22 protein-coding genes are annotated in these 20,222 nt (G+C 62.5%); 7 read left to right on the top strand and 15 right to left on the bottom strand.

What is annotated here, in order from left to right:
- Nucleotides 1–59 precede the first annotated feature (59 nt).
- The 8 genes from AC4GYV_RS13985 to AC4GYV_RS13950 all read right to left on the bottom strand — a co-directional run bounded on the left by AC4GYV_RS13985 (nt 60) and on the right by AC4GYV_RS13950 (nt 3,742).
- Nucleotides 60–371 (bottom strand): hypothetical protein, encoded by a 312-nt coding sequence (locus AC4GYV_RS13985; protein ID WP_491101307.1) that lies wholly within the window; start codon nt 369–371, stop codon nt 60–62.
- 89 nt (nt 372–460) lie between these two features.
- On the bottom strand, nt 461–883 hold the full coding sequence (locus tag AC4GYV_RS13980) for a hypothetical protein (RefSeq protein ID WP_491101306.1): 423 nt from the start codon (nt 881–883) through the stop codon (nt 461–463).
- 5 nt (nt 884–888) lie between these two features.
- The gene (locus tag AC4GYV_RS13975) at nt 889–1,410 is read right to left on the bottom strand and encodes a peroxiredoxin (RefSeq protein WP_491101305.1); all 522 of its coding nucleotides are present in this window, start codon (nt 1,408–1,410) and stop codon (nt 889–891) included.
- A gap of 36 nt (nt 1,411–1,446) precedes the next feature.
- On the bottom strand, nt 1,447–1,881 hold the full coding sequence (locus tag AC4GYV_RS13970; protein ID WP_491101304.1) for a DUF1810 domain-containing protein: 435 nt from the start codon (nt 1,879–1,881) through the stop codon (nt 1,447–1,449).
- Nucleotides 1,882–1,935: 54 nt separating this feature from the next.
- Nucleotides 1,936–2,121, bottom strand: coding sequence for a PspC domain-containing protein (locus AC4GYV_RS13965; RefSeq protein ID WP_491101303.1), 186 nt, complete (start codon nt 2,119–2,121; stop codon nt 1,936–1,938).
- 294 nt (nt 2,122–2,415) lie between these two features.
- Complete coding sequence (locus AC4GYV_RS13960; protein ID WP_491101302.1) at nt 2,416–3,270, bottom strand: SDR family oxidoreductase; 855 nt, start codon at nt 3,268–3,270, stop codon at nt 2,416–2,418.
- Nucleotides 3,271–3,275: 5 nt separating this feature from the next.
- Nucleotides 3,276–3,401, bottom strand: a complete 126-nt coding sequence (locus tag AC4GYV_RS13955) for a hypothetical protein (RefSeq protein ID WP_491101301.1) — start codon at nt 3,399–3,401, stop codon at nt 3,276–3,278.
- Nucleotides 3,402–3,490: 89 nt separating this feature from the next.
- Nucleotides 3,491–3,742, bottom strand: coding sequence for a hypothetical protein (locus AC4GYV_RS13950; RefSeq protein ID WP_491101300.1), 252 nt, complete (start codon nt 3,740–3,742; stop codon nt 3,491–3,493).
- Between the two features lie 109 nt (nt 3,743–3,851).
- Here AC4GYV_RS13950 and AC4GYV_RS13945 point away from each other — a divergent pair, with 109 nt between their 5' ends.
- The gene (locus tag AC4GYV_RS13945) at nt 3,852–5,669 is read left to right on the top strand and encodes an ABCB family ABC transporter ATP-binding protein/permease (protein ID WP_491101299.1); all 1,818 of its coding nucleotides are present in this window, start codon (nt 3,852–3,854) and stop codon (nt 5,667–5,669) included.
- Here the strand turns inward: AC4GYV_RS13945 and AC4GYV_RS13940 are convergent, their stop codons facing one another.
- Entirely contained in the window at nt 5,670–7,058 is a 1,389-nt protein-coding gene (locus AC4GYV_RS13940; protein ID WP_491101298.1) for a glycoside hydrolase family 47 protein, read from the bottom strand.
- Nucleotides 7,059–7,164: 106 nt separating this feature from the next.
- Between AC4GYV_RS13940 and AC4GYV_RS13935 the strand changes: the two genes are divergently transcribed.
- The 4 genes from AC4GYV_RS13935 (at nt 7,165) to AC4GYV_RS13920 (ending at nt 13,624) form a co-directional block, all read left to right on the top strand.
- Nucleotides 7,165–9,198 (top strand): M13 family metallopeptidase, encoded by a 2,034-nt coding sequence (locus tag AC4GYV_RS13935; RefSeq protein ID WP_491101297.1) that lies wholly within the window; start codon nt 7,165–7,167, stop codon nt 9,196–9,198.
- A gap of 24 nt (nt 9,199–9,222) precedes the next feature.
- On the top strand, nt 9,223–10,980 hold the full coding sequence (gene recQ, locus AC4GYV_RS13930; RefSeq protein ID WP_491101296.1) for a DNA helicase RecQ: 1,758 nt from the start codon (nt 9,223–9,225) through the stop codon (nt 10,978–10,980).
- A gap of 69 nt (nt 10,981–11,049) precedes the next feature.
- On the top strand, nt 11,050–13,209 hold the full coding sequence (locus AC4GYV_RS13925) for a M3 family metallopeptidase (RefSeq protein WP_491101295.1): 2,160 nt from the start codon (nt 11,050–11,052) through the stop codon (nt 13,207–13,209).
- A gap of 7 nt (nt 13,210–13,216) precedes the next feature.
- Entirely contained in the window at nt 13,217–13,624 is a 408-nt protein-coding gene (locus AC4GYV_RS13920; protein ID WP_491101294.1) for a protein tyrosine phosphatase family protein, read from the top strand.
- Here AC4GYV_RS13920 and AC4GYV_RS13915 read toward each other — a convergent pair.
- The 5 genes from AC4GYV_RS13915 to AC4GYV_RS13895 are packed head-to-tail and all read right to left on the bottom strand — an operon-like array spanning nt 13,621 to nt 16,551.
- On the bottom strand, nt 13,621–13,830 hold the full coding sequence (locus AC4GYV_RS13915; protein ID WP_491101293.1) for a putative signal transducing protein: 210 nt from the start codon (nt 13,828–13,830) through the stop codon (nt 13,621–13,623). The genes AC4GYV_RS13920 and AC4GYV_RS13915 overlap by 4 nt on opposite strands.
- A complete protein-coding gene (locus tag AC4GYV_RS13910; RefSeq protein ID WP_491101292.1) occupies nt 13,827–14,366 on the bottom strand; it encodes a DUF924 family protein in 540 nt (179 codons plus the stop codon). Before AC4GYV_RS13910 ends, AC4GYV_RS13915 begins: the two co-directional genes overlap by 4 nt.
- Nucleotides 14,363–15,784: a metalloprotease TldD gene (gene tldD, locus AC4GYV_RS13905; protein WP_491101291.1), complete on the bottom strand. Its 1,422-nt coding sequence runs from the start codon at nt 15,782–15,784 to the stop codon at nt 14,363–14,365. Before tldD ends, AC4GYV_RS13910 begins: the two co-directional genes overlap by 4 nt.
- Complete coding sequence (locus AC4GYV_RS13900) at nt 15,781–15,981, bottom strand: zinc-finger domain-containing protein (RefSeq protein WP_491101290.1); 201 nt, start codon at nt 15,979–15,981, stop codon at nt 15,781–15,783. The genes tldD and AC4GYV_RS13900 overlap by 4 nt, the downstream gene beginning before the upstream one ends.
- A gap of 54 nt (nt 15,982–16,035) precedes the next feature.
- Nucleotides 16,036–16,551 carry a DUF4402 domain-containing protein gene (locus AC4GYV_RS13895; RefSeq protein ID WP_491101289.1) on the bottom strand — a complete coding sequence of 172 codons (516 nt, stop codon included), beginning with the start codon at nt 16,549–16,551 and terminating at the stop codon, nt 16,036–16,038.
- 110 nt (nt 16,552–16,661) lie between these two features.
- On the opposite strand from AC4GYV_RS13895, the gene AC4GYV_RS13890 reads away from it, so the two are divergent.
- Together AC4GYV_RS13890 and nadB are read left to right on the top strand one after the other, a co-directional pair.
- The gene (locus tag AC4GYV_RS13890; protein ID WP_491101288.1) at nt 16,662–17,594 is read left to right on the top strand and encodes an ABC transporter ATP-binding protein; all 933 of its coding nucleotides are present in this window, start codon (nt 16,662–16,664) and stop codon (nt 17,592–17,594) included.
- Nucleotides 17,591–19,183, top strand: a complete 1,593-nt coding sequence (nadB, locus tag AC4GYV_RS13885; RefSeq protein WP_491101287.1) for an L-aspartate oxidase — start codon at nt 17,591–17,593, stop codon at nt 19,181–19,183. The genes AC4GYV_RS13890 and nadB overlap by 4 nt, the downstream gene beginning before the upstream one ends.
- Here nadB and AC4GYV_RS13880 read toward each other — a convergent pair.
- Nucleotides 19,180–20,208 carry a cupin-like domain-containing protein gene (locus AC4GYV_RS13880; RefSeq protein ID WP_491101286.1) on the bottom strand — a complete coding sequence of 343 codons (1,029 nt, stop codon included), beginning with the start codon at nt 20,206–20,208 and terminating at the stop codon, nt 19,180–19,182. The two genes, nadB and AC4GYV_RS13880, sit on opposite strands and share 4 nt — an antisense overlap.
- Between the last annotated feature and the right edge of the window lie 14 nt (nt 20,209–20,222).

The raw sequence follows: 20,222 nt of genomic DNA, 5'->3' as shown, positions 1-20,222 counted from the left end.
CCGCAGGAAAAAGGGCGCCCGAAACGCAGGCGCCCTTCCTTCCGCGTGCTCTCGCGTGACTATTTGGTCTTGCTGGTCTTGTTCTCGGTGGTGTTCGCGGCCGAGTTCTTGATAGCCTCCGCCTTGTTCTCACCGGCGTTCTTGATAGCCGCGGCTTCGTTGTTGGCCTCATTCTTCACGGCCGACGCCTTGTTCTCGGCGCTGTTCATGATGTTGGAAGCCTCGTTCTCGCCCGCAGCTGAGACGTTCTCAGCCTGATTCTCGGCGTTCGCCTGGACCTGCGACGCTTGATTGTCGACCGGGCTCTTCTTGTTGCAGGCCGTGAGCGCAACAATTCCGGCGGCAACCGCCATCACCTTCGCATTTTTCATATGCTTTCCCCTTAAGTCTTGTTGTGGCGCGCGAATCTAGCCGCGCCACCTATCCAGGACATGGCCGCAACATTAACGTGGCGCTTTGGTCAGCAGCCGAACGAGACTTGTGTCGAACCCTGCTTGACCAGGCGCACGGCATTCTTTGGCGTCCCCGGCACGAGCTGGACCTTGATGTTCTCGAGGTCAGGCTGACCCTGCTTGGTAAAGGTCGTCACGAAATGCCGATGCGATAGGAGCAGATGCTCGTCGAGCGGCTTGCAGCCCGTCGACTGGAGCGCGTGGATGCCGACGAGCATTCCGTCAGCATCGTAAAGCTCGGCATATCGGAACTCCGCGTCGATGCTGTCGTCCTTGAACTTGCCGGGACATTCCGCCCGCGCGGCGGCGCACACGACTTCCGTTTCCGGATCTTCCGCCCAGCGGGGGACCGGCGCATAATCGAAGCTCGAAGTCTGAGCGGTCGTACCGCCCGCCGCCATCACGAACGCTGCGATGATCGCCCCCCGCATGCGCGTTATTTCAGCGCTTTGACCGCAGCGAGGGTCTTCGAGACATGCTGGCTGAAGTCGAGGTCGTCGTGCACCATTGTGATCTTGCCGTTGCGAGCGATCACATAGGATGTTCGGGTCGTAACGCCGGGATGCTCGGCCCAAGCAACGTCATATTCCTTTTGTATGGCCGCCGTTGCAGTCGCGACCGGGAAGGCGCTGCGGCATTCCTTGACCGAGAAGTCCTTGAGCGTCGCAATATTATCGGCGGACATGCCGATCACCTGAGCACCGGCTTTCTTGAAGTCGCCGATCGCTTCGCTGAACGCGTGGGCTTCAGCAGTGCAGCCGCTCGTGAAGGCTTTCGGGAAGAAGTAGAGGACGACCGGCCCCTTCTTCAGCTGATCGGCGAGATGGAGCTTGAACTCCTTGCCGCCAACCGCCCCTTCGGTCGTGAAGTCGGGCGCCTGGCTTCCCGTCTTCAGCGCGGCAAACGCCGGCGCGACGAGGATGCTTGAAGCGACGAGTGCGAACAAAAGCTTGCGCATTGCGATCTCCCATCGGGTTTCGCGTTCGTGCGATGCTTAACGCTGTTCGTTCAAAAGGGCGAGCGTGTGCTCGTCGCGACCATCAAAGAAAGCGCTGAGCGCTTCCGCGAAGACGCCATTCGGTTCGACCGCGTCGAACAAGGTCAGGCAGGAACGCAGCTTCATCGCGTCGATGCCCCCGAGGATCTCGACCGCACCGCGCTCGCCTGCCCAGGGAAGCAGTTCCTCGATCGCCTGCCGAAGTCGCGGGCCAAGCACTGGATGGGTGAGATAAGAACGCGCCTCATCGAGCGACTCGATGCCGTAGAATATGGCTGTTTGGCTCCGGCCCAATCGAGCGAGCTGCGGAAAGATGAACCACATCCAGTGGCTCTGCTTGGATCCTGCGCGCAGCTCGGCAAGAGCCTGATCGAAGGTGCCCTGCTGGGCGTCGATGAATCTCTGAAGGTTGTGCGGGTCTGAAGCGGTCACGCCGGCATGATGCGCCCGGCGAAGGCAGCGGGGAAGCGGGGAAGCGGCTGGCGCCTATTGCCGCGGCGCCAGCAGCCCAGTCAGGACATAGAACAGGATCATCACAGGACCGGAGATCAAGGTCAGGGCAATGAAGCCGACCCGGATGATCGTCGGATCTACGCCGGTGTAGTCGGCGAGCCCCGATGCGACACCCATCACCTTGGCGTCGCTTTTGTTGAGAAGGAAACGTCCGTTCATTTTGGTTTCCAATAGCTCGAGTTGTTACGCGATCGGCAGCGAAGTGGCGGCCGAAACCAGCAGAAGCGCGGAGATGAACGCACCGGCGAAGAGGGTGGCAGTCTCACGGGCGGAAGCGAAAGAAGCGAACATTGGTAATCCCCTTATTGCGTTTGGCGACCCGACCATCGGGCCACGCAAGTATCAATGCATGGGGCGTGCCAATTTGAAATTGTCTTTGTTTTTCAGTGCAGCGGCTATGCTAGCGGTGAAATTCGCCAGCATCTTGCGCCGTGAGTTGGGAAATTTTCCCAATCAGCTCGAGGTCGTGTTGCCGCCGTCGGGGTGCAGGACCTGCCCCGCCATGTAGCTGGAGTCCTCGCAAGCCAGGAACAGGAAGCTCGGGGCCACTTCGTTGGGCTGGCCCGGCCTGCCCATCGGGGTGTCCTTGCCGAATTCAGGAATCTTCTCCGGCGGCTGACCGCCTGAGGGGTTGAGTGGGGTCCAGATCGGGCCGGGCGCGACGCCGTTCACACGAATGCCCTTCTTGATCAAATTCTTCGCCAGCGAGCGCGTGAAGCCCAAAATGGCGCCCTTGGTGGAGCTATAATCCAGCAGGCCCGGGGACCCCTTGTAGGTGGTTTCCGATGTACAGTTGATAATCGCGGAGCCTTCCTTGAGATGCGGCACGGCGGCCTGGGTCAGGAAGAACATCCCAAAGACATTGGTCTGGAAGGTCCGCTTCAGCTGATCTTCGCTGATGTTGGTGATGTCCTCGTCATAATGTTGCTCGCCTGCATTGTTGACGAGGATGTCGAGCCCGCCGAGCTCGTCGACCGTCTGCTTCACCGCGCCCTGGCAGAAGTTCTTGTCTCCGAGATCGCCGGCGATTGTGATCGCGCGCCGCCCCTCCTGCTCGACGATGTGCTTGGTCTTGGCCGCATCGTCATGTTCGCAAAGGTAGAGGATGGCGATATCCGCGCCTTCGCGCGCGAACAGTGCCGCTACTGCGCGTCCGATCCCGCTGTCCGCGCCGGTGATCAGCGCCACTTTGCCCTTCAGGCGATCCGAACCCTTGTAGCGAGGCTCCCAGTCCGGCTTCGGATTGAGCTGGCTTTCGTGACCGGGCTCCTGGTCCTCGTGAACCATCGGTTCCATGACTTCGGACATGACGCTTACTCCTTCGGCGCGACACCCATCCCCTTCTGTTCGAACTCATCGACGGTCGCTGGGGTTTCCTGTCCCGCCTTGGCCTGAGGTGCTTTCGTCTTTTCCTTGGTCTGTTTGGTCCTACGCGCCATACCTGTAGCCCCTTAGCTCGAAGGTTCACGCAAACAGGCCCGCGAAGGCCGGCATTATATACAGCGTTGGAATGCGTTTGGCTTCGGGATCAGCCGCGGCGTGCGCTCGCCGGGATAGGGCGCTGATGTCCGCTTTCGGCAGAGGCGCGGTTCGCGCCGGCCTGGCAACGGGCGAGCAAGGTCGGGAAATCGAAGTTGTTGTTGGCTTCGAGGGCGCCGGTCGTCGCTGCCGCACATTGCGCCGCACTCTCGTAACGCGTCTGAAGCGTTGCGACCTGCGTGCAGGAACTCCCGCCGTCGGCGCAGCCCATGATCGCAATGATGAAGTAGCCCGGTCCCATATTCTCACCTGTCGTTCGGCGAGTTCAAACCCGTGATTTAACGTGTGGTTCCAGACACTTTCGAGGGAACCGTTTGCCGCTGCGAGCGTGCGTTACTAACTAAGTGTCGATGGCAGAGACCGCAGCAGAAAAGACCAAGCCGAACGCAGGCTTCGCGGCGCTGTGGCGGTTCCTGCCAATGCTCTGGCCGAAGGGCGAGGCGGAGCTGAAGGCCCGCGTCGTCGGTGCAGTCGTCCTGGTGCTGCTCGGCAAGGCCGCCACCCTGCTCATGCCGTTCGCGTACAAGGCCATCGTCGACGGCATGTCGGCGCATCGCCAACCCTTCGGCGTCGTCGCGATGATGGTCGCCGGCTATGCGGTCGCCCGGTTCGCCGGAGTCCTGTCGGACAATCTGCGCAACGCTTTGTTCGAAAAAGTTGGCCAGGATGCCGCGCGGCGGCTTGCGGGCAAGGTGTTCCGCCACGTCCATGATCTGTCGCTGCGCTTCCACCTGGAGCGTCGAACCGGGTCGCTGACCAAGATCGTGGAGCGCGGGACCAAGAGTATCGACATGATGCTCTACTTCCTGCTGTTCAACATCGGCCCGACGCTGATCGAGCTCACCGCCGCCTGCATCATCTTCTTCGTAAAGTTCGGCTTCGGCCTGGTCGCGGCGACGCTGGCGATGATCGTCATCTACATCGGCTTCACGAGGCGAGTGACCGAGTGGCGTGCGCAGCTGCAGCGGCAGATGAACGACGTCGACAACAAGGCGATCGGTCGTGCGGTCGACAGCCTGCTCAACTACGAGACGGTCAAATATTTCGGCGCCGAAGAGCGCGAGGCGAAGCGCTACGACGAAGCCGTTGGCGCCTTCGCTCGTGCAACCGTGCGCAACGAGGTCTCGCTTGCATGGCTGAACATCGGTCAGGCGTTCATCACCAACACGATGCTGGCGGGCGCCATGATCTTCACTGTCTGGGGCTGGAGCCAAGGCCGCTTCACGCCGGGCGACGTCGTCTTCATCAATACTATGTTGATGCAGCTGTTCCGGCCGCTCGACTTGCTCGGTTGGGTCTATCGTTCGATCCGCCAGGGCCTGATCGACATGGAAGCCATGTGGGACCTGCTCGATACGCCGGCCGAGATCACCAACAAGCCAGGCGCCCAACCTCTCGCCGTGGCGACGGGGCACGTGCAATTCGACGATGTGCGGTTCGGTTATGAGTCCGACCGAGAGATCCTGCGCGGCCTGGATCTCGACATTCCGGCAGGCACGAGCTGCGCGATCGTCGGACCGTCGGGGGCTGGAAAGTCGACCATCGCCCGCTTGCTCTATCGCTTCTACGATCCAACCGCCGGCCGCATTTTGATCGATGGGCAGGAGATTGCCGACGTCGAGCAAGGAAGCCTGCGCGCGGCGATCGGCATCGTCCCGCAGGACACAGTGCTGTTCAACGACACCATCGGGTACAACATCGGCTACGGCCGCGACGGCGCGAGCCAGGAGCAGATCGAGGACGCCGCGCGAGGCGCAGCGATCGACCGCTTCATCGCCGCCCTTCCCGAGAAATACGATTCCATGGTTGGCGAGCGCGGGCTCAAGCTTTCAGGCGGCGAGAAGCAGCGAGTTGCGATCGCCCGCACTCTGCTCAAGAACCCGCCGATTCTGGTGCTCGACGAGGCCACGTCGGCACTCGACAGCCGAACCGAGCAGGCAATCCAGGAAACGCTCGACCGCGTCGCCCAAAGCCGCACCACGATCATGATCGCGCACCGCCTTTCGACCATCGTCGATGCGGACCAGATCGTCGTTCTCGACGAAGGCAGGGTCGCGGAGCGCGGTACGCATGAGGAGTTGTTGGAGGCTGGCGGACTCTACGCGGACTTGTGGCAGCGGCAGGCGGCGGAGCAGCTCGCCGAAGAAATTGCTGAAGCGGCCGAGTAATCAGCTCCGGCGCACGCCGCGCAGAATGTTGCCTTCAGTGCTGAGGTATAGTCGGCGATAATCGACGCGCGGCGTGTCGGCGAAGATCAGATAATAGTATTTCATCTGCTCCGACCACCAATAGCCGGGGCAGTGATCGCTCTGGACCTTCGGATTGGCAGTCACGTCGGCGAGATCCGCATAGCCGTAGCGCGCCTTGTTCCAGCGCTTCATCGCCAGATAGTGATCGCGAACGATGTGCCGCCATTCCTCGCGGCGATCGAGCAGCCAATGGTTGAAGGCGGCGTCGGCTAACTCCGGGCGAAGATCGTTAGTCTTGCTGAGCGCGCGCATGCCGGTGGAATCGATGCTTTCAGGAAGCACGCCGTAACGCGCCTGCACCTTGGCCCAGGTGCGCGTGTGCGCAGCGCCCACGGCGCGATCGCCGCCCTGGGCAAGCAAGCCTCCGTAGAAGGAGCCTAGTTCGTCCTGTTCCGTGTCGAGCGGCTTGCCGGTCTCGAAATCAACGTTCGAGAACCAGAGATTAGTACCGCGCCGCAGCGGCTGATATTTCAGGATCGCGGCGGTGCAGGTGCGGTACATCGCGAGGCAGTCGCGGTCGCCGAGCAGGTCCCAGCCGTCCCACAGATATTCGTAATAGCTGTCCGATGGCGGACCGATCGTTGCGCGTCGGCTTTTCCATTCTCCGGTCATGCAATCGATGCTGTCTGCGAGCAGGCCGATCTTCGAGCGTCGTTCGAACATCGACACGAGCGCGCGCTTGGCCGCAGCACGGTAACGGTCGTCGCCGGTCGCTCGGCTCAAAAAGCCGAATTCCGGGATGAAGGTGCCGGTCTCTGCCGGGTTCGTCACGGGTCCGCCAAGCGCGCCGGTGCGCAGGTTGATGTAGCGATGCGGAATGCCGAGCGGCGAAGCGTGAAAACTCGGAAGCAAGCGATCGGCGAGGTCCTTCGCCTTCGCCAGCAACGCCGGATCTCCGCATGCGTGATAGGCTGAGAGCAATCCGCCGACCAGCCGGATCGAGGTTTCGAACACTGAGACTTCGCCATCGACATCGAAGTCGAGGTTCGCCTTCACCCAATCGACGCCGTCCCGGAATTCCTCGTCGAGGCCCATCACCCACAAGGTGTCCAGCGCCTCGATCAGCGACAGGCCGAGGTGGTGGTTCTTGAGCGGGAAGCTTTCGAAGCCGCCGCTGATCGGCTTGATCTGGTCCTTGCCCCAGGCGTGCTCACGATAGTTGCGCCAAGCCCAGCGCATTTCGGAACGGACGTCCTCGCCGAGAGCGCGCCAGTCCTCGCTGCGCGCGAGCGAGGCGCTGGGTCTCAACAAAAGTGCGGCTGTGGTGGTGCCGAGCAGGCGACGGCGAGTGATTGGTGGCAACGACATCCGCCGACGCTAGCGGGTTGCCCGTTTGCAGAAAACATCATGCACGGCTGTAGCGCGCCACAACCGCCAGCATTAGCTAAGGCTGATATCCCACGGAGTTTCCTTGATGCGCTTTCGCTATTGGTCGGCCGCTGCCAGCCTGATTGTTGCCCTTCCCGCCGCGCTCGCAGCCCAGCCTGCTGCCAAGCCGCATTACGGCACGTGGGGCGTCGATCTTCGCGACATGGATACGAGCGTGAAGCCGGGAGACGACTTCTTCCGCTATGTCGAAGGGCATTGGCTGAAGACCAGTGAGATCGCAGCCGACAAATCGCGCGCGGGCTACAACTATGACCTGCCGGACGCGACCGAGATCGAGGTGCGCGACCTGGTTCAGCAGGCGGGGGCCAATCCGAGCGATCCGATCATGCGGCAAGTCGGCGATTTCTACGCCGCCTTCATGGACCAGGCGGGCATCGAAGCGCGCGGTCTCGCGCCGCTGCAGCCCTATCTCAAACGCATCTCCGACGTGAAGGACAAGCACCAGCTCGTCTCACTGATGGCCGAGCCGTCATACGCGTCGCCGATCGGTATCGGAATCATGCCCGACCAGAAGAACCCGACCCGCTACACGGTCGGCGCGGGGCAGGCGGGGCTCGGACTTCCGACGCGCGATTACTACCTGCTGAGCGGCGAGAAATACGAGAAGATCCGCAAGGCTTATCGCGCCTACATCGCGCAGATGCTTACGCTCGCGGGCATCCCGGATGGCGAGGCCAAAGCCGACAAGATCCTGGCGCTCGAAACCCGTCTGGCGAAGGACCAGTGGCCCCCGGAAAAGCAGCGCGATCCGCAGGCGACCTACAATCCGATGAGCCGGACGCAACTAATGCGCCTGGCACCGCAGTTCGAATGGGCGACCACGCTGAAGCATATCGGCCTCGGCGCCATGCCGACCGTGATCGTGAGCGAGCCGAGCGCAGTTGCAGCGGCGGGCAAGCGCATCGCGGATGTACCGCTATCGACCTGGAAGGACTGGATGACCTTCCAGTTTATCAGCGGCCACGCGGCCTATCTGCCAAAGGCGTTCGACCAAGCCAATTTCGCTTTCTACGGCCAGACGCTGCAGGGCGTGCCGAAGCAGGCGGAGCGGTGGAAGCGCGGCGTCCGCCTCCTCAACGACGTGCTCGGCGAGGCCGTGGGACAGCTTTATGTCCAGCGGCACTGGACTTCGGAGACCGAGCGTCAGGTCAACGAGCTCGTAGGGGACCTTCGTGCTTCCTACGGGGATCTCATTGCCCACGCGAGCTGGATGGACGAGCCGACGCGCAAGCAGGCCCTCGCGAAGCTCGCCGCGTTCGACCCGCGTGTCGGCCATCCGGTCAAGTACATCGATTATTCGAGCATGGTCGTCACTCGGACCGACCCGCTCGCCAACGATTACGCCGCCGACCGCTTCCAGTGGAACTTGGAGCTTTCGCGCCTCCGCAAGCCGGTCGATCGCACGTTGTGGGAAATGACGCCGCAGGAGGTGAACGCTTACTACGATCCGGTCATGAACCAGGTCACATTCCCGGCCGCGCAGCTGCAGCCGCCGTTCTTCGATGCCGCGGGCGATCCTGCGGTCAACTATGGCGAGACTGGCGCGACCATCGGCCACGAAATGGGGCACGGCTTCGACGACGAGGGCCGCCAGTTCGATGCGCAGGGTAAGCTGCGCGACTGGTGGACCAAGCGATCGGCGGACAAGTACAATGTTCACGCGAAGATGCTGGTGAAGCAGTTCAACGCTTATGAGCCGCTGCCGGGCGTGCACATCAAGGGCGAGTTGACGCTCGGCGAGAACCTGGCCGATCTCGGCGGATTGGAAGCGGCCTACGCCGCTTACCGTCGTTACGTCGCCCGGCACGGCGAGCCGCCCGTCATCGGGGGCTACACCGGGGACCAGCGCTTCTTCATCGCTTATGCAGCGAGTTGGCAGGGCAAGGCGCGTGATGACTCATTGCGCACGCAGCTGCTGGCCAATCCGCACAGCCCCGAGGAGTTTCGCGTCAACGGGATCGTCCGGAACGTCGACGCCTGGTACGCGGCGTTCAACGTCAAACCGGGCGACAAGCTGTATTTGCCGCCCGAACAACGCGTGCACGTCTGGATGAACTGACCGCGGTCAGCTAGCGCGGGTCGCGTGAGCGTACCGCACGATCTCCTCAAACGCATCTTCGGCTTCGATCACTTCCGCGGCGTGCAGGAAGACGTGATCGGCCGCGTTCTCTCTGGGCAACACACGCTCGCGGTGATGCCGACGGGTGCGGGCAAGTCGCTGTGCTACCAACTTCCGGCCCTTGCACGCGATGGGACGGCGCTGGTCGTTTCACCTCTCATCGCATTGATGCACGACCAAATCCGCAGTGCGAGCGCGATCGGTCTGCGCGCAGCCTCCCTGACGTCTGCCGATGCGGATCGCGAACAGACGGTGCAGCGCTTCAAAGCTGGTGAGCTGGACCTGCTCTATGTCGCGCCGGAGCGTGCAACGGGCGAAGCATTCCGGCGCCTGATCAGCCGTGTGAACCTGTCGCTGATCGCGATCGACGAGGCGCATTGCGTTAGCGAATGGGGCCACGATTTCCGGCCCGACTATCGCCAGCTCAGGCCGCTGCTCGACGACAATGCCGATGTGCCGCGTCTTGCGCTGACGGCGACGGCAGACCGACGTACGCGCGCCGACATTCTGACGCAGCTCGGCATTCCGGAAGAGGGGCTGGTGATCGCCGGCTTCGACCGCCCGAACATCCGCTACAACGTCCGTCCCCGTGACGGCATTTCCGCTCAGCTGAAAACGCTTCTTGCGCAGCAGTCGGGCGCTGGCATCGTCTATGCGCCGAGCCGCGACAAGGCCGAGCGCATCGCCGAGCAGCTTGCGTCCGGCGGGCGGCCCGCGCTGCCGTATCACGCGGGTCTCGAACCGCAGGTCCGCGCACGGAATCAGGCCGCGTTTGTCGAGTCCGAGGAGATGGTGATTGCTGCGACCGTCGCGTTCGGCATGGGCATCGACAAGCCGGACGTGCGCTTCGTTGCCCATGCCGGAATCCCGAAGTCGATCGAGGCCTACTACCAGGAAACGGGGCGGGCCGGCCGCGACGGCGAACCGGCTGAGGCATGGCTGTATTGGGGCGCCGAAGACTTCGCACGCGCTCGACAGCGCATCGAAACCGAGGTCGAAGAGCATCGTCGCGCCGGAGAGCGGGAGCGGCTGAACGCGCTTGCCGCATTCGTCGAGGCATCTAGCTGCCGCCGCGCAATCCTTCTGCGCCACTTCGGCGAGGATCCGCCTGAGCAATGCGGCAATTGCGACAATTGCCTCGATCCACCGGCGACCATCGACGCCACCGAGGTCGCGCGCAAATTGCTGTCCGCAGCGTTCCGCACCGAAATGCGCTTCGGCGTAGGTCATCTGGCCGACGTTCTCGCCGGAAACGACAATGAGAAAGTGCGCAGTTTCGGGCACGAACGTCTGTCCGTGTTCGGCATCGCGACGGCCGAGGAGTTGCCGCTCGTCCGTCCGGTGGCGCGTGCATTGATCGCGCGCGATGCGCTTCGTGCAGATGCCTATGGCGGGCTAAGCTTCGGCCCTGGCGCAAAGCCGATCCTGAAGGGTGAGCAGGAGCTGACCATCGCGGTTCCGCCACCGCGGAAACGGGCCAGCCGGCGCCAGTCCGATTATCCGCGCGATCCATTGTTCGACTTGCTGCGAGAGGCGCGCCGCAAGCTGGCTGCCGACTCTGGCGTTCCGCCCTACGTCATCTTCCACGATTCGACTTTGCGTGAGATCGCGTCTCGCAGGCCGCAAAGCCTCCGCGAACTGGGCGAAGTACAGGGCGTAGGCGCGGTAAAGCTCGGCCGCTACGGGCAGGCGATGCTCGATGCGCTTTCGACCAGCGACTGACGTTCAGACTTGCGCAATTGGCGACTCGGCTAGAGAGCGCGAACGACATTTGGGAATCCGGGGAGTCACATGATCCGTAAGCTTCTTCTTGCGACGGCGGCTGTCGCCGTTGCCAGTTCCGCCGCTGCGGCTCCTGCGCCGCGCAAGGCCAGTTCATCGGCGACGCTCCCTGCGTCGAACCCGTTCGCGCAGCCGAGCACCCTGCCGTTCCAAGCGCCCGACTTCTCGAAGATCAAGGACAGCGACTATCTGCCAGCGCTGTTGGCCGGAATGGCGCAGCAGAAGTCGGAAGTGATGGCGATCGCCAACCAGAAGGCGCCGCCGACATTCGGTAACACTGTCGTCGCCATGGAGCGCTCCGGTCAGCTGCTCGAACGCGCCAATCTCGCCTTCTCGGCCGTCAACGGCGCGAATACCAACGATACGCTCCAGGCGACGGACACGAAGACGTCTCCGCTGTTCGCCGCGCACAACGACTTCATGTACCTCAACGCGAAGCTATTCGGACGCTTCAAATATTTGCACGAGCATCAGGCCGGCCTGAACCTCACGCCGGAGCAGGCCAAGCTGCTCGACGTCTATTACAAGCAATTCATCCACGCAGGTGCGGAGCTTCCGGCGGACAAGCAGACGCAGCTCAAATCGCTGAACAAGCAGCTGAGCATGCTGCAGACCTCGTTCAACCAGAAGCTGCTTGCTGCAGCCAAGGCCGGAGCCCTCCAGGTCAGCGACCCTGCTTCGCTCGCTGGACTTTCTGCCGAGCAGCTCGCTGCCGCGCAGCAAGCCGCAAAGGACCGCAAGGTGTCCGGCTATGTGCTGCCGCTACAGAACACGACTCAGCAGCCGTCGCTTGAATCGCTGACCAGCCACGACACGCGCCAGAAGCTCTACGAAGCGAGCCTCAATCGCGCCGAGAAAGGCGATTCGAACGACACGCGCTCGACGATCCAGAAGATCGCGAAGCTGCGGGCGGAAAAGGCGGCGCTGTTCGGCAATGCGAATTGGGCCGACTACGTGCTGTACGATCAAATGGCCAAGGACCGTGCGACGGCTGTGGGCTTCCTCGATCGGCTCGCTCCAGCCGTCTCCGCGAAGCAGAAGCGCGAAGCGGCGGACATCCGCGCGCTAGCCAAATCCCAAGGCGCGAACTTTGAGGTCACGCCCGCCGACTGGAACTTCTACGCCGAGCAGATCCGCAAGCAGCGCTATGCGATCGATAGCGACCAGCTGAAGCAATATTTCGAGTTCAACAAGGTGCTCGAAGACGGCGTCTTCTACGCCGCGAACCAGCTGTACGGGATTAGCTTCAAGGAGCGGAAGGACATCCCGACCTGGAACGCCGACATGCGCGTGTTCGACGTGATCGACGCCAACGGCAAGCCGCTGGCCCTGTTCTACATCGACCCGTGGAAGCGCGACAACAAGAACGGCGGCGCGTGGATGGACAATCTAGTGAAGCAGTCCACGCTGCGCGGCACCAAGCCGGTCGTGTACAATGTCGAGAACTTCACCAAGCCTGCGCCCGGCCAGCCCGCGCTGATCAGCTGGGACGACGTGACGACGATGTTCCACGAGTTCGGCCACGCGCTGCACGGCATGTTCGCCGCGCAGACTTATCCGAAGATCTCGGGATCGGACACGGCGCGCGACTTCGTCGAGTTCCCCTCGCAGTTCAACGAGAATTGGGCGCTCGATCCGAAGGTGCTTCCGCACTACGCGGTCAACTACAAAACGGGCCAGCCGATTCCGCAGGATTTGGTCCAGAAGGTCATCGCTGCTCGCACTTTCAACCAGGGCTATGAAGTCGGCGAACTGCTCGAAGCCGCCCGTCTGGACCTGGATTGGCATTCACTTTCTGCCGACGCTCCGCTGCAGGATGTAGACAAGTTCGAGGCGGATGCGCTCGCCAAGAGCGGGTTCGACGTCGCGGATGTTCCGCCGCGCTATCGCTCGAGCTATTTCCTTCATATCTGGAGCAATGGCTATTCGGCAGGCTATTATGCCTACCCATGGACCAGGATGCTTGGACAGGATGCCTTCGCATGGTTCCAGCAGCACGGCGGCCTGACTCGGGAGAATGGGCAGCGCTTCCGAGACATGGTCCTGTCGCGCGGCAACACGCTCGACTATGCCGAGATGTACCGTGCGTTCACCGGTCACGACCCGAGCATTCAGCCCTATCTAGACTATTATGGGCTGACCTCCGGATCGGACGCAGCAGCAAAGTAGGCAGCCTATGATCCGCCAGCTCGACGAGAAAACCTGGGTAAGCGGCCAGATCGGTCCGGATCAGGTCGCTGAGCTGGCAGCTCAGGGGGTGACCGTGCTCATCAACAATCGGCCGGACGGCGAGGAAGAAGGTCAGCCGTTGGCGGTGGAGATCGAAGATGCTGCTGCGGCCGCAGGCATCACCTACCATTTCGTGCCGATCATCCGCGGCATCGGGCCTGCCGACGTGGAAGAAATGCAGAAAGCGCTGCGCGAGGCCGAAGGCGGAAAGCTGCTCGCCTTCTGCCGATCCGGCAATCGATCGGCCTTGGTCTGCGCGGTGGCGCAGCGGCAGGACGGCGCGTCACGCGATGATGTCGAACAGAAGTTGACCGGCGCCGGCTTCGACACCGGCCCGATCTCACACCTGCTCTAAGGCTTGTAATCGCGCAGCACTCGCGCCGCTTCCGCCAGATCCTCGTCGAGCACCATCAGGCGGACGCCGACCAACGCTCCATCGGAGTAGAGGCTGCTTTGCGCGTCGAAGACCACGGCTTCGATCCCGTGGCTTTCAAGGAATGTCCTCGCGAGTTCGGCCTGGTACGCCCAGTTGAACCGCGCCGCTTCGACCAAAGAGCTCAAAAGGGCGTCGCATTTCCCGCGGCGGTCTCGTCTGGGCGAGGCGAGCGGCCTAGGATCGCGTTGCGGTGCGGAAATCGTCCGAAGCGCGAGATTATGTCGTAATGCTTCTTCGCATACTTCAGCTGCTCGGTGTCTCCGAGTTCGGTGAAGAGCAGCATCGAACGCTGCTGATCGGCCATGCTCTCGCTGTGCTGGAACGGTATGTAGAGAAAGCCGCGTTCGTTCGAAGGAAGCTGCTCGTCTAGTCCTTCGTCGATCGCGATCTTCGCGATGGCCAGTGCCATGTGATCCGTCGCGTAGACGTCCGCTTGACCGCGAAACATGTTGCGCGGGAATTGATCGAACAGAATCACAGCCGCCAGCGCGTCGAGCGGATCGGCCAGGAATGCATCAACGGGAAGCTCTCGCTTCTCGGCCCAAAGCTTCAGGAACTGCTGGCGGATGCGATGGTCGAGTTCGGGGTCGGACTTCCACCATTGGTCCGGTTGCAAGCCGAACCAGAACTTCAGGACGTCTGCGCGCCAGTCGCCGCTCAAGCGGCCGTGCCTCCGACGGTGAGACCCTCGATGAGCAACGTGGGCTGACCCACGCCCGCGGGGACGCTCTGCCCCCCCTTACCGCAGACTCCGATTCCCTCATCTAGCGCAAGGTCGTTTCCGATCCCTTTGACCCGCGTGAGCACGGTCGGGCCATCGCCGATCAGCGTTGCGCCCTTGATCGGTTCTGCAATCTTGCCGCCACGGATGCGGTACGCCTCGGTGCAGGAGAAGACGAACTTGCCGCTGGTAATGTCGACCTGCCCGCCGCCGAAGCTCTTGGCGTAGATGCCGTCACTGACCCTCTCGACCAGCTCCGCCGGATCATCTTTGCCCGCGAGCATGAAGGTGTTGGTCATGCGCGGCATTGGAGCGTGAGCGAAGCTTTCGCGCCGGCCGTTGCCGGTCGGCTCGACCCCCATCAGCCGGGCGTTGAGACGGTCCTGGATGTAACCCTTGAGGATGCCGTCCTCGATCAGCACGTTGCGGCGCGTCGGCGTGCCTTCGTCATCAATCGTGAGCGAACCGCGGCGCTGCTCCATCGCACCATCGTCGATCACCGTGACGCCCGGCGCCGCCACACGCTCGCCAATGCGGCCGGAGAAGGCCGAAGTACCCTTGCGGTTGAAGTCGCCTTCCAGCCCGTGGCCGACCGCTTCATGCAATAGAACGCCGGGCCAGCCGGGTCCCAGCACGACAGGCATCTCGCCAGCAGGAGCTGCGACCGAGTCGAGATTCGTCACTGCTTGAGCAAGCGCTATGTCGATAGCGCGCTCCCACTGCGCATCCTCGAATAGGCGGCCGTAAAGATAGCGCCCGCCAAGGCCATGAAAGCCGGTCTCGCGACGGCCGTTCTGCTCGGCGACGATCTGAATTCCGAGGCGGACCAGCGGACGGACGTCATGGGCCACGAATCCATCGCCGCGAACGATGTCGATCACGCTCCAGCTTGCAGACAAAGTGACGCTGACCTGCGCGACGCGGGGGTCGCGTGTCCGGGCCGCAGCATCGATCTTCTGGCAAAGCGCGACCTTGTCGGCGAACGGCACGAGGCTCAGCGGATCGTCAGCGCCATACATCGCCTGGTTGGTGCGATGCGGCGGCGGCGCCGGGATAGCCGTGACGGGGTCGAGCAGCTTTAGCGTCGAGGCGGCACGCTCGATCGCGGCCTCGCTGATTTCGTTGGCATGAGCGAAGGCGGTGGTCTCGCCTGTCACGCCACGAAGGCCGAAACCGGAGGAGCTGTGATAATCGGCAGTCTTCAGTCGTCCGTCGTCGAAACCGAAAGACTCGCTGGCGGCATATTGCAGGTAAAGCTCGCCATCGTCGTGGCCGGTCAGATGCTTGGCCGCCAGGTGCCGGGCGCCATCCGGATCGAGGCTCCGATAAAGGAACCGGCGGGGATCGGGAGCGGTCATGCCGCTTCGGTGTCCGCAGGTCCCCCGATGTAGACAAAGCGGCGGTCGCAATAGCCGCACTCGACAAAGCCCGTGTCCGGCTCGATCCTCAGGAACACGCGCGGATGACCGAGCGCGGGCGAGATGTCGCCCGATCCGTCGCAGGCGACCTGGACGGTCGAAACCCGGATGATTTCAGGGGGCTGGATGGCTTTCATCGTGGGCGAAGTAGCAATCGCGCTGCTTCGGTTCAATGCGGGCGACCCGTCAAATCAATTGTAGGTGATGGTGACGTCGAAGGTGCCGAGATAGACGCCTTCCGCCTGGTTGGCGTTGACGTGCAGGGTCCCGCCAACCCTAAATTCGAAGGTCTCGTGGGCGACGACATTGCGGGTCGTCGTGCCGTTGATCGACCAGGTATCCACGGTCATTGTCTCCGTGCCGCCCACACGGGTCAGCGTCACGGCCTTCTTCGGCAAGCCGATTTTGACGACGTTCCTGGAAGGCGAAACGGCCTCGAAACGCGCTGCGTGCGGCGTCCCGCCAACAAGGAGCACGCCGCCGGTTGTGGTCACTGCGTCCGTGCTCGAATCGATGACGGCGGTTCCGGCCGTCGTCACACTCAGCTTGCCGAAATCGAGATCGCGAAGGTTGGTGAGAGCTCCCGGAAGCAGCAGCTGCGCTTTCCCCTGCGCCGGCGTGGGCGCAGCAACAGGCGCAGCGTGCCCGACGGCCGGACACGACAAAGCGAACAGCGCCAAAACGCGTCGTAGGAAAACTGCCCCCATCTGGGAATTGGCATAGGTGGTTAACGTCAAGATCACTCTGACGGTTAGGGTAAAGTCTGCATTTACCCTTTCTATTGTCCGGTAAGCGGGCGGCTCCTATTCCGCCTCACATGGACGAACCCGCAATCCGCATTGAATCCCTGTCGAAGACCTATGCGGGGGGAAAGCGCGCACTCAACGAGGTGAGCTTCGACGTTCCGCGCGGGCAGATCTTCGGGCTGCTCGGACCGAACGGCGCGGGGAAGTCGACCCTGATTAACATCCTTGCGGGCCTGGTGGTGAAGACCAGCGGCAAGGTATCGATCTGGGGTTTCGACATCGACGAGCATCCGCGCAACGCGAAACGCTCCATCGGCGTGGTTCCGCAGGAGATCATCTTCGATCCCTTCTTCACGCCGCGCGAGACGTTGGAGATCCAGGCCGGCCTGTACGGAATTCCGGCCGGCGAACGGAAATCGGACGAGCTGCTCGCGGCGATGCACCTGACCGACAAGGCCAACGCTTATTCGCGTACGCTCTCCGGAGGCATGAAGCGGCGGCTGCTAGTCGCGAAGGCGATGGTCCATTCGCCGCCGATCCTGGTGCTCGACGAGCCGACGGCGGGGGTAGACGTCGAGCTTCGCCGCCAGCTGTGGGATTATGTTCGCAAGCTCCACGCGCAAGGCGTGACCATCGTCCTCACGACCCACTATCTCGAGGAGGCCGAGGAGCTCTGCGATCGCATCGCGATCATCAACCACGGCCGCGTCATCGCCAATGAACCGACTCGCGAGCTGGTTTCGAAAGCGCAGGAGAAAGCCGTGGTTGTCACGTTCGACCGCGACATCGCCAACGTGCCGACCAATGCATGTTTCGAGAATATCAGTCTGATCGACGAGCGGACGCTCGAAATCACCTACCGCAAGGACAAGGTGAATGCGGGGCAGGTGCTGAGCGCGCTAACTTCGGACGGACTTGCGATCGTCGACGTCTCGACGCGTGATCCGGATCTCGAGGATGTGTTCCTCAGCCTGACCTCCGCTGCAGCCCAGGAAGCGGCGTGAGCCTCGACACTGACGTCCTCATTGTCGGCTCCGGCGCAGCGGGGCTGACGGCTGCGCTCAACCTTGCCGAAACGCGCAAGGTTGCAGTGATCGCCAAGGGCGGGCTCGGCGAGGGGGCCACCAGCTGGGCACAAGGCGGAATCGCGGCGGTGCTAGAGGAAGGCGACAGCTTCGAAGCGCACGTCAACGATACGATGATCGCCGGCGCCGGTCTGAACGACCTCAAGGTCGTCGAGCATGTGGTCGAAGCCGCGCCCCGCGCCATCCAGCATCTGATCGACGTCGGCGTTCCCTTCGCGACGGAGGGTAACGCGCTCCACCTGACCCGCGAAGGCGGACACAGCCATCGCCGCATCGTCCACGTGGCGGATGCGACAGGCTATGCGGTGCAGCAGGCGCTCGAGGGTGCGGCCGCCAAGCATCCGAACATCACTTTGGTCCCGGACATGGTCGCGATCGATCTCGCCACGGGCCGGCATGCGAAGAACTTCTCGACCAGCGGCGCTGTGCACGGCCTTTATGCCTGGAACCGCAAGACCAAACGCGTCGAGACCCTGACCGGACGGGCAACGATCCTTGCCACCGGAGGCGCCGGACGCGCCTACCTCTATTCGACCGCCCCGCGCGGAGCGACGGGTGATGGCATCGCCATGGCGTGGCGGGCAGGCTGCCGTGTCTCCAACATGGAGATGATGCAGTTTCACCCGACCTGCCTCTACAATCTTCAGGTCAAGAACTTCCTGATCACTGAAGCCGTACGCGGCGAGGGAGGGCAGCTGAAGCTACCGCCCAGCGCGAAGGGCGGGGGCACGCGCTTCATGCCCAAGTTCGACAAGCGGGCCGAGCTTGCGCCGCGCGATATCGTCGCCCGAGCGATCGACCATGAGATCAAGCGGCTCGGTCTCGATTACGTCCACCTCGACATCTCGCACCGCGATCCGGATTTCGTGAAGGCGCATTTCCCGAACATCTATGAGAAGCTGCTGGGCCTCGGCATCGACATTACTGCGGAGCCGATCCCCGTCGTCCCGGCACAGCATTACACCTGCGGCGGCGTGCTCGTGGACCTGGACGGACGTACCGATGCGCCCGGACTCTATGCTGCGGGCGAGGTCACGCAGTCTGGGCTCCACGGAGCCAATCGCCTGGCGTCGAACAGCCTGCTCGAATGCCTAGTGTTCGGTGAGGCGGCCGCCAGGCATATCGATGCCAACTGGGACTCGCTGCCGGACGTGCCGGAGATCGCCGCCTGGGACGAAAGCCGCGTCACCGACAGTGACGAGGAAGTCGTGATCGCCCAGACATGGGGCGAGATCCGGCGCTTCATGTGGAATTATGTCGGCATCGTCCGCACCACCAAGCGGCTGGAGCGAGCCAAGCACCGGATCGACATGCTGAGGCAGGAGGTACGCGATTATTACGCCCACTTCCGCGTGACCCCTGACCTGATCGAACTGCGCAATTTGGTCGAAGTTGCCGATCTTATCATCCGCTCCGCGCTCGCGCGGCACGAGAGCCGCGGGCTGCATTACACGCTGGATTATCCGGAGCTGCTGCCGGAAGCGAAGGACACTGTGCTCGTTCCCTAGGAAAGCAGCTCGCCCAACGCCTGCCTGAACCGCGCGATTGCCTCGGCGTCGATTTTCGGATCGGCCGTTCGTTGAGCGAGCGGCAAATGCTCCGCCGGATCGCCGTGCTCCTCGAAAATCCAGTGATCGTACATATTCTTCCAAGCTTTGCGATGCTCCCTCGGCATGTTCCGGAAAAGTTCGTACGTCGCACGAAGAAGTGCGCCGTATGGATGCGCAGCGGCGACGTCGTCCCGGTACCACCAGAAGTTCACAAGCATATTGAACGGCTCAAGGGATTCCACGCCGTGCCACCAGAGATACGGGATATAGATGGCGTCCCCCGGCTCAAGCTCGGCTACTTGCGCAGCTCGCAAAGCACTTCGAAACCGCGGATAGCGCTGAAGGTCTGGGTCATCGTGAGCGACCATACTGATCGGCAACCCTGCTGGCGTGACGTCGAACGGGCCAATGTACAGGTTCGAAACCTGATCCGGCGGAAACAGGGTGAAGCGACGCTTCCCAGCAACCACAACGGCAAGATTGTCAGCGGAATCGAAGTGCGGCGATACGGTGACCGCATTGCCGATCCAAACTCGTCCGGATGTACCAGTCGGCACGAGATCGGTGTGGTTCTGCTCGTCCAGCGTTGGAAGATGGTGAGATGCGCTCAGGCCCATGTAGATGGCCGGCGGATCTGGCGCTTCTGCTAATTTGAGCAATCCTTTCAGTACATTGGGCAGACGCTCATCCGAGATGCGCTGATGAAGCTCCTTTGTTCCCTCTCGGTATATCATTCGTCCGCGTGCGGCAGGCGGGACGATCGTCGTCATTACAAGCTCACCGCTGTCCAGACCGATCAGATAGTCGACCAAGGACTCACGTGACTCCCGGCAGTGCTTCACCAAGGGCCATTTGTTTGCAACGCCGCGAAGCACGGCCGGCTGGCCAAGAGGTACGATCTCCTCTTGAAATTGGCGTGATCCTACGTCGGTCCACTCGCGGATGGGCGAGGGCAGGACTTCGGTTTCGGTCAGTTCGGTCACGAGCCAAAGCTGCC

The organism is Sphingomonas sp. SP4, from assembly GCF_058313375.1.
The sequence above is the reverse complement of the archived record's forward strand: the minus strand, read 5'-3'. Positions and strand labels throughout refer to the sequence as shown.

Coding starts and splice junctions, on each gene's coding strand:
- AC4GYV_RS13985 (WP_491101307.1), bottom strand. CDS start 371: ATGAAAAATGCGAAGGTGATGGCGGTTGCCGCCGGAATTGTTGCGCTC.
- AC4GYV_RS13980 (WP_491101306.1), bottom strand. CDS start 883: ATGCGGGGGGCGATCATCGCAGCGTTCGTGATGGCGGCGGGCGGTACG.
- AC4GYV_RS13975 (WP_491101305.1), bottom strand. CDS start 1,410: ATGCGCAAGCTTTTGTTCGCACTCGTCGCTTCAAGCATCCTCGTCGCG.
- AC4GYV_RS13965 (WP_491101303.1), bottom strand. CDS start 2,121: ATGAACGGACGTTTCCTTCTCAACAAAAGCGACGCCAAGGTGATGGGT.
- AC4GYV_RS13960 (WP_491101302.1), bottom strand. CDS start 3,270: ATGTCCGAAGTCATGGAACCGATGGTTCACGAGGACCAGGAGCCCGGT.
- AC4GYV_RS13955 (WP_491101301.1), bottom strand. CDS start 3,401: ATGGCGCGTAGGACCAAACAGACCAAGGAAAAGACGAAAGCACCTCAG.
- AC4GYV_RS13950 (WP_491101300.1), bottom strand. CDS start 3,742: ATGGGACCGGGCTACTTCATCATTGCGATCATGGGCTGCGCCGACGGC.
- AC4GYV_RS13945 (WP_491101299.1), top strand. CDS start 3,852: ATGGCAGAGACCGCAGCAGAAAAGACCAAGCCGAACGCAGGCTTCGCG.
- AC4GYV_RS13940 (WP_491101298.1), bottom strand. CDS start 7,058: ATGTCGTTGCCACCAATCACTCGCCGTCGCCTGCTCGGCACCACCACA.
- AC4GYV_RS13935 (WP_491101297.1), top strand. CDS start 7,165: ATGCGCTTTCGCTATTGGTCGGCCGCTGCCAGCCTGATTGTTGCCCTT.
- AC4GYV_RS13925 (WP_491101295.1), top strand. CDS start 11,050: ATGATCCGTAAGCTTCTTCTTGCGACGGCGGCTGTCGCCGTTGCCAGT.
- AC4GYV_RS13920 (WP_491101294.1), top strand. CDS start 13,217: ATGATCCGCCAGCTCGACGAGAAAACCTGGGTAAGCGGCCAGATCGGT.
- tldD (WP_491101291.1), bottom strand. CDS start 15,784: ATGACCGCTCCCGATCCCCGCCGGTTCCTTTATCGGAGCCTCGATCCG.
- AC4GYV_RS13900 (WP_491101290.1), bottom strand. CDS start 15,981: ATGAAAGCCATCCAGCCCCCTGAAATCATCCGGGTTTCGACCGTCCAG.
- AC4GYV_RS13895 (WP_491101289.1), bottom strand. CDS start 16,551: ATGGGGGCAGTTTTCCTACGACGCGTTTTGGCGCTGTTCGCTTTGTCG.
- AC4GYV_RS13890 (WP_491101288.1), top strand. CDS start 16,662: ATGGACGAACCCGCAATCCGCATTGAATCCCTGTCGAAGACCTATGCG.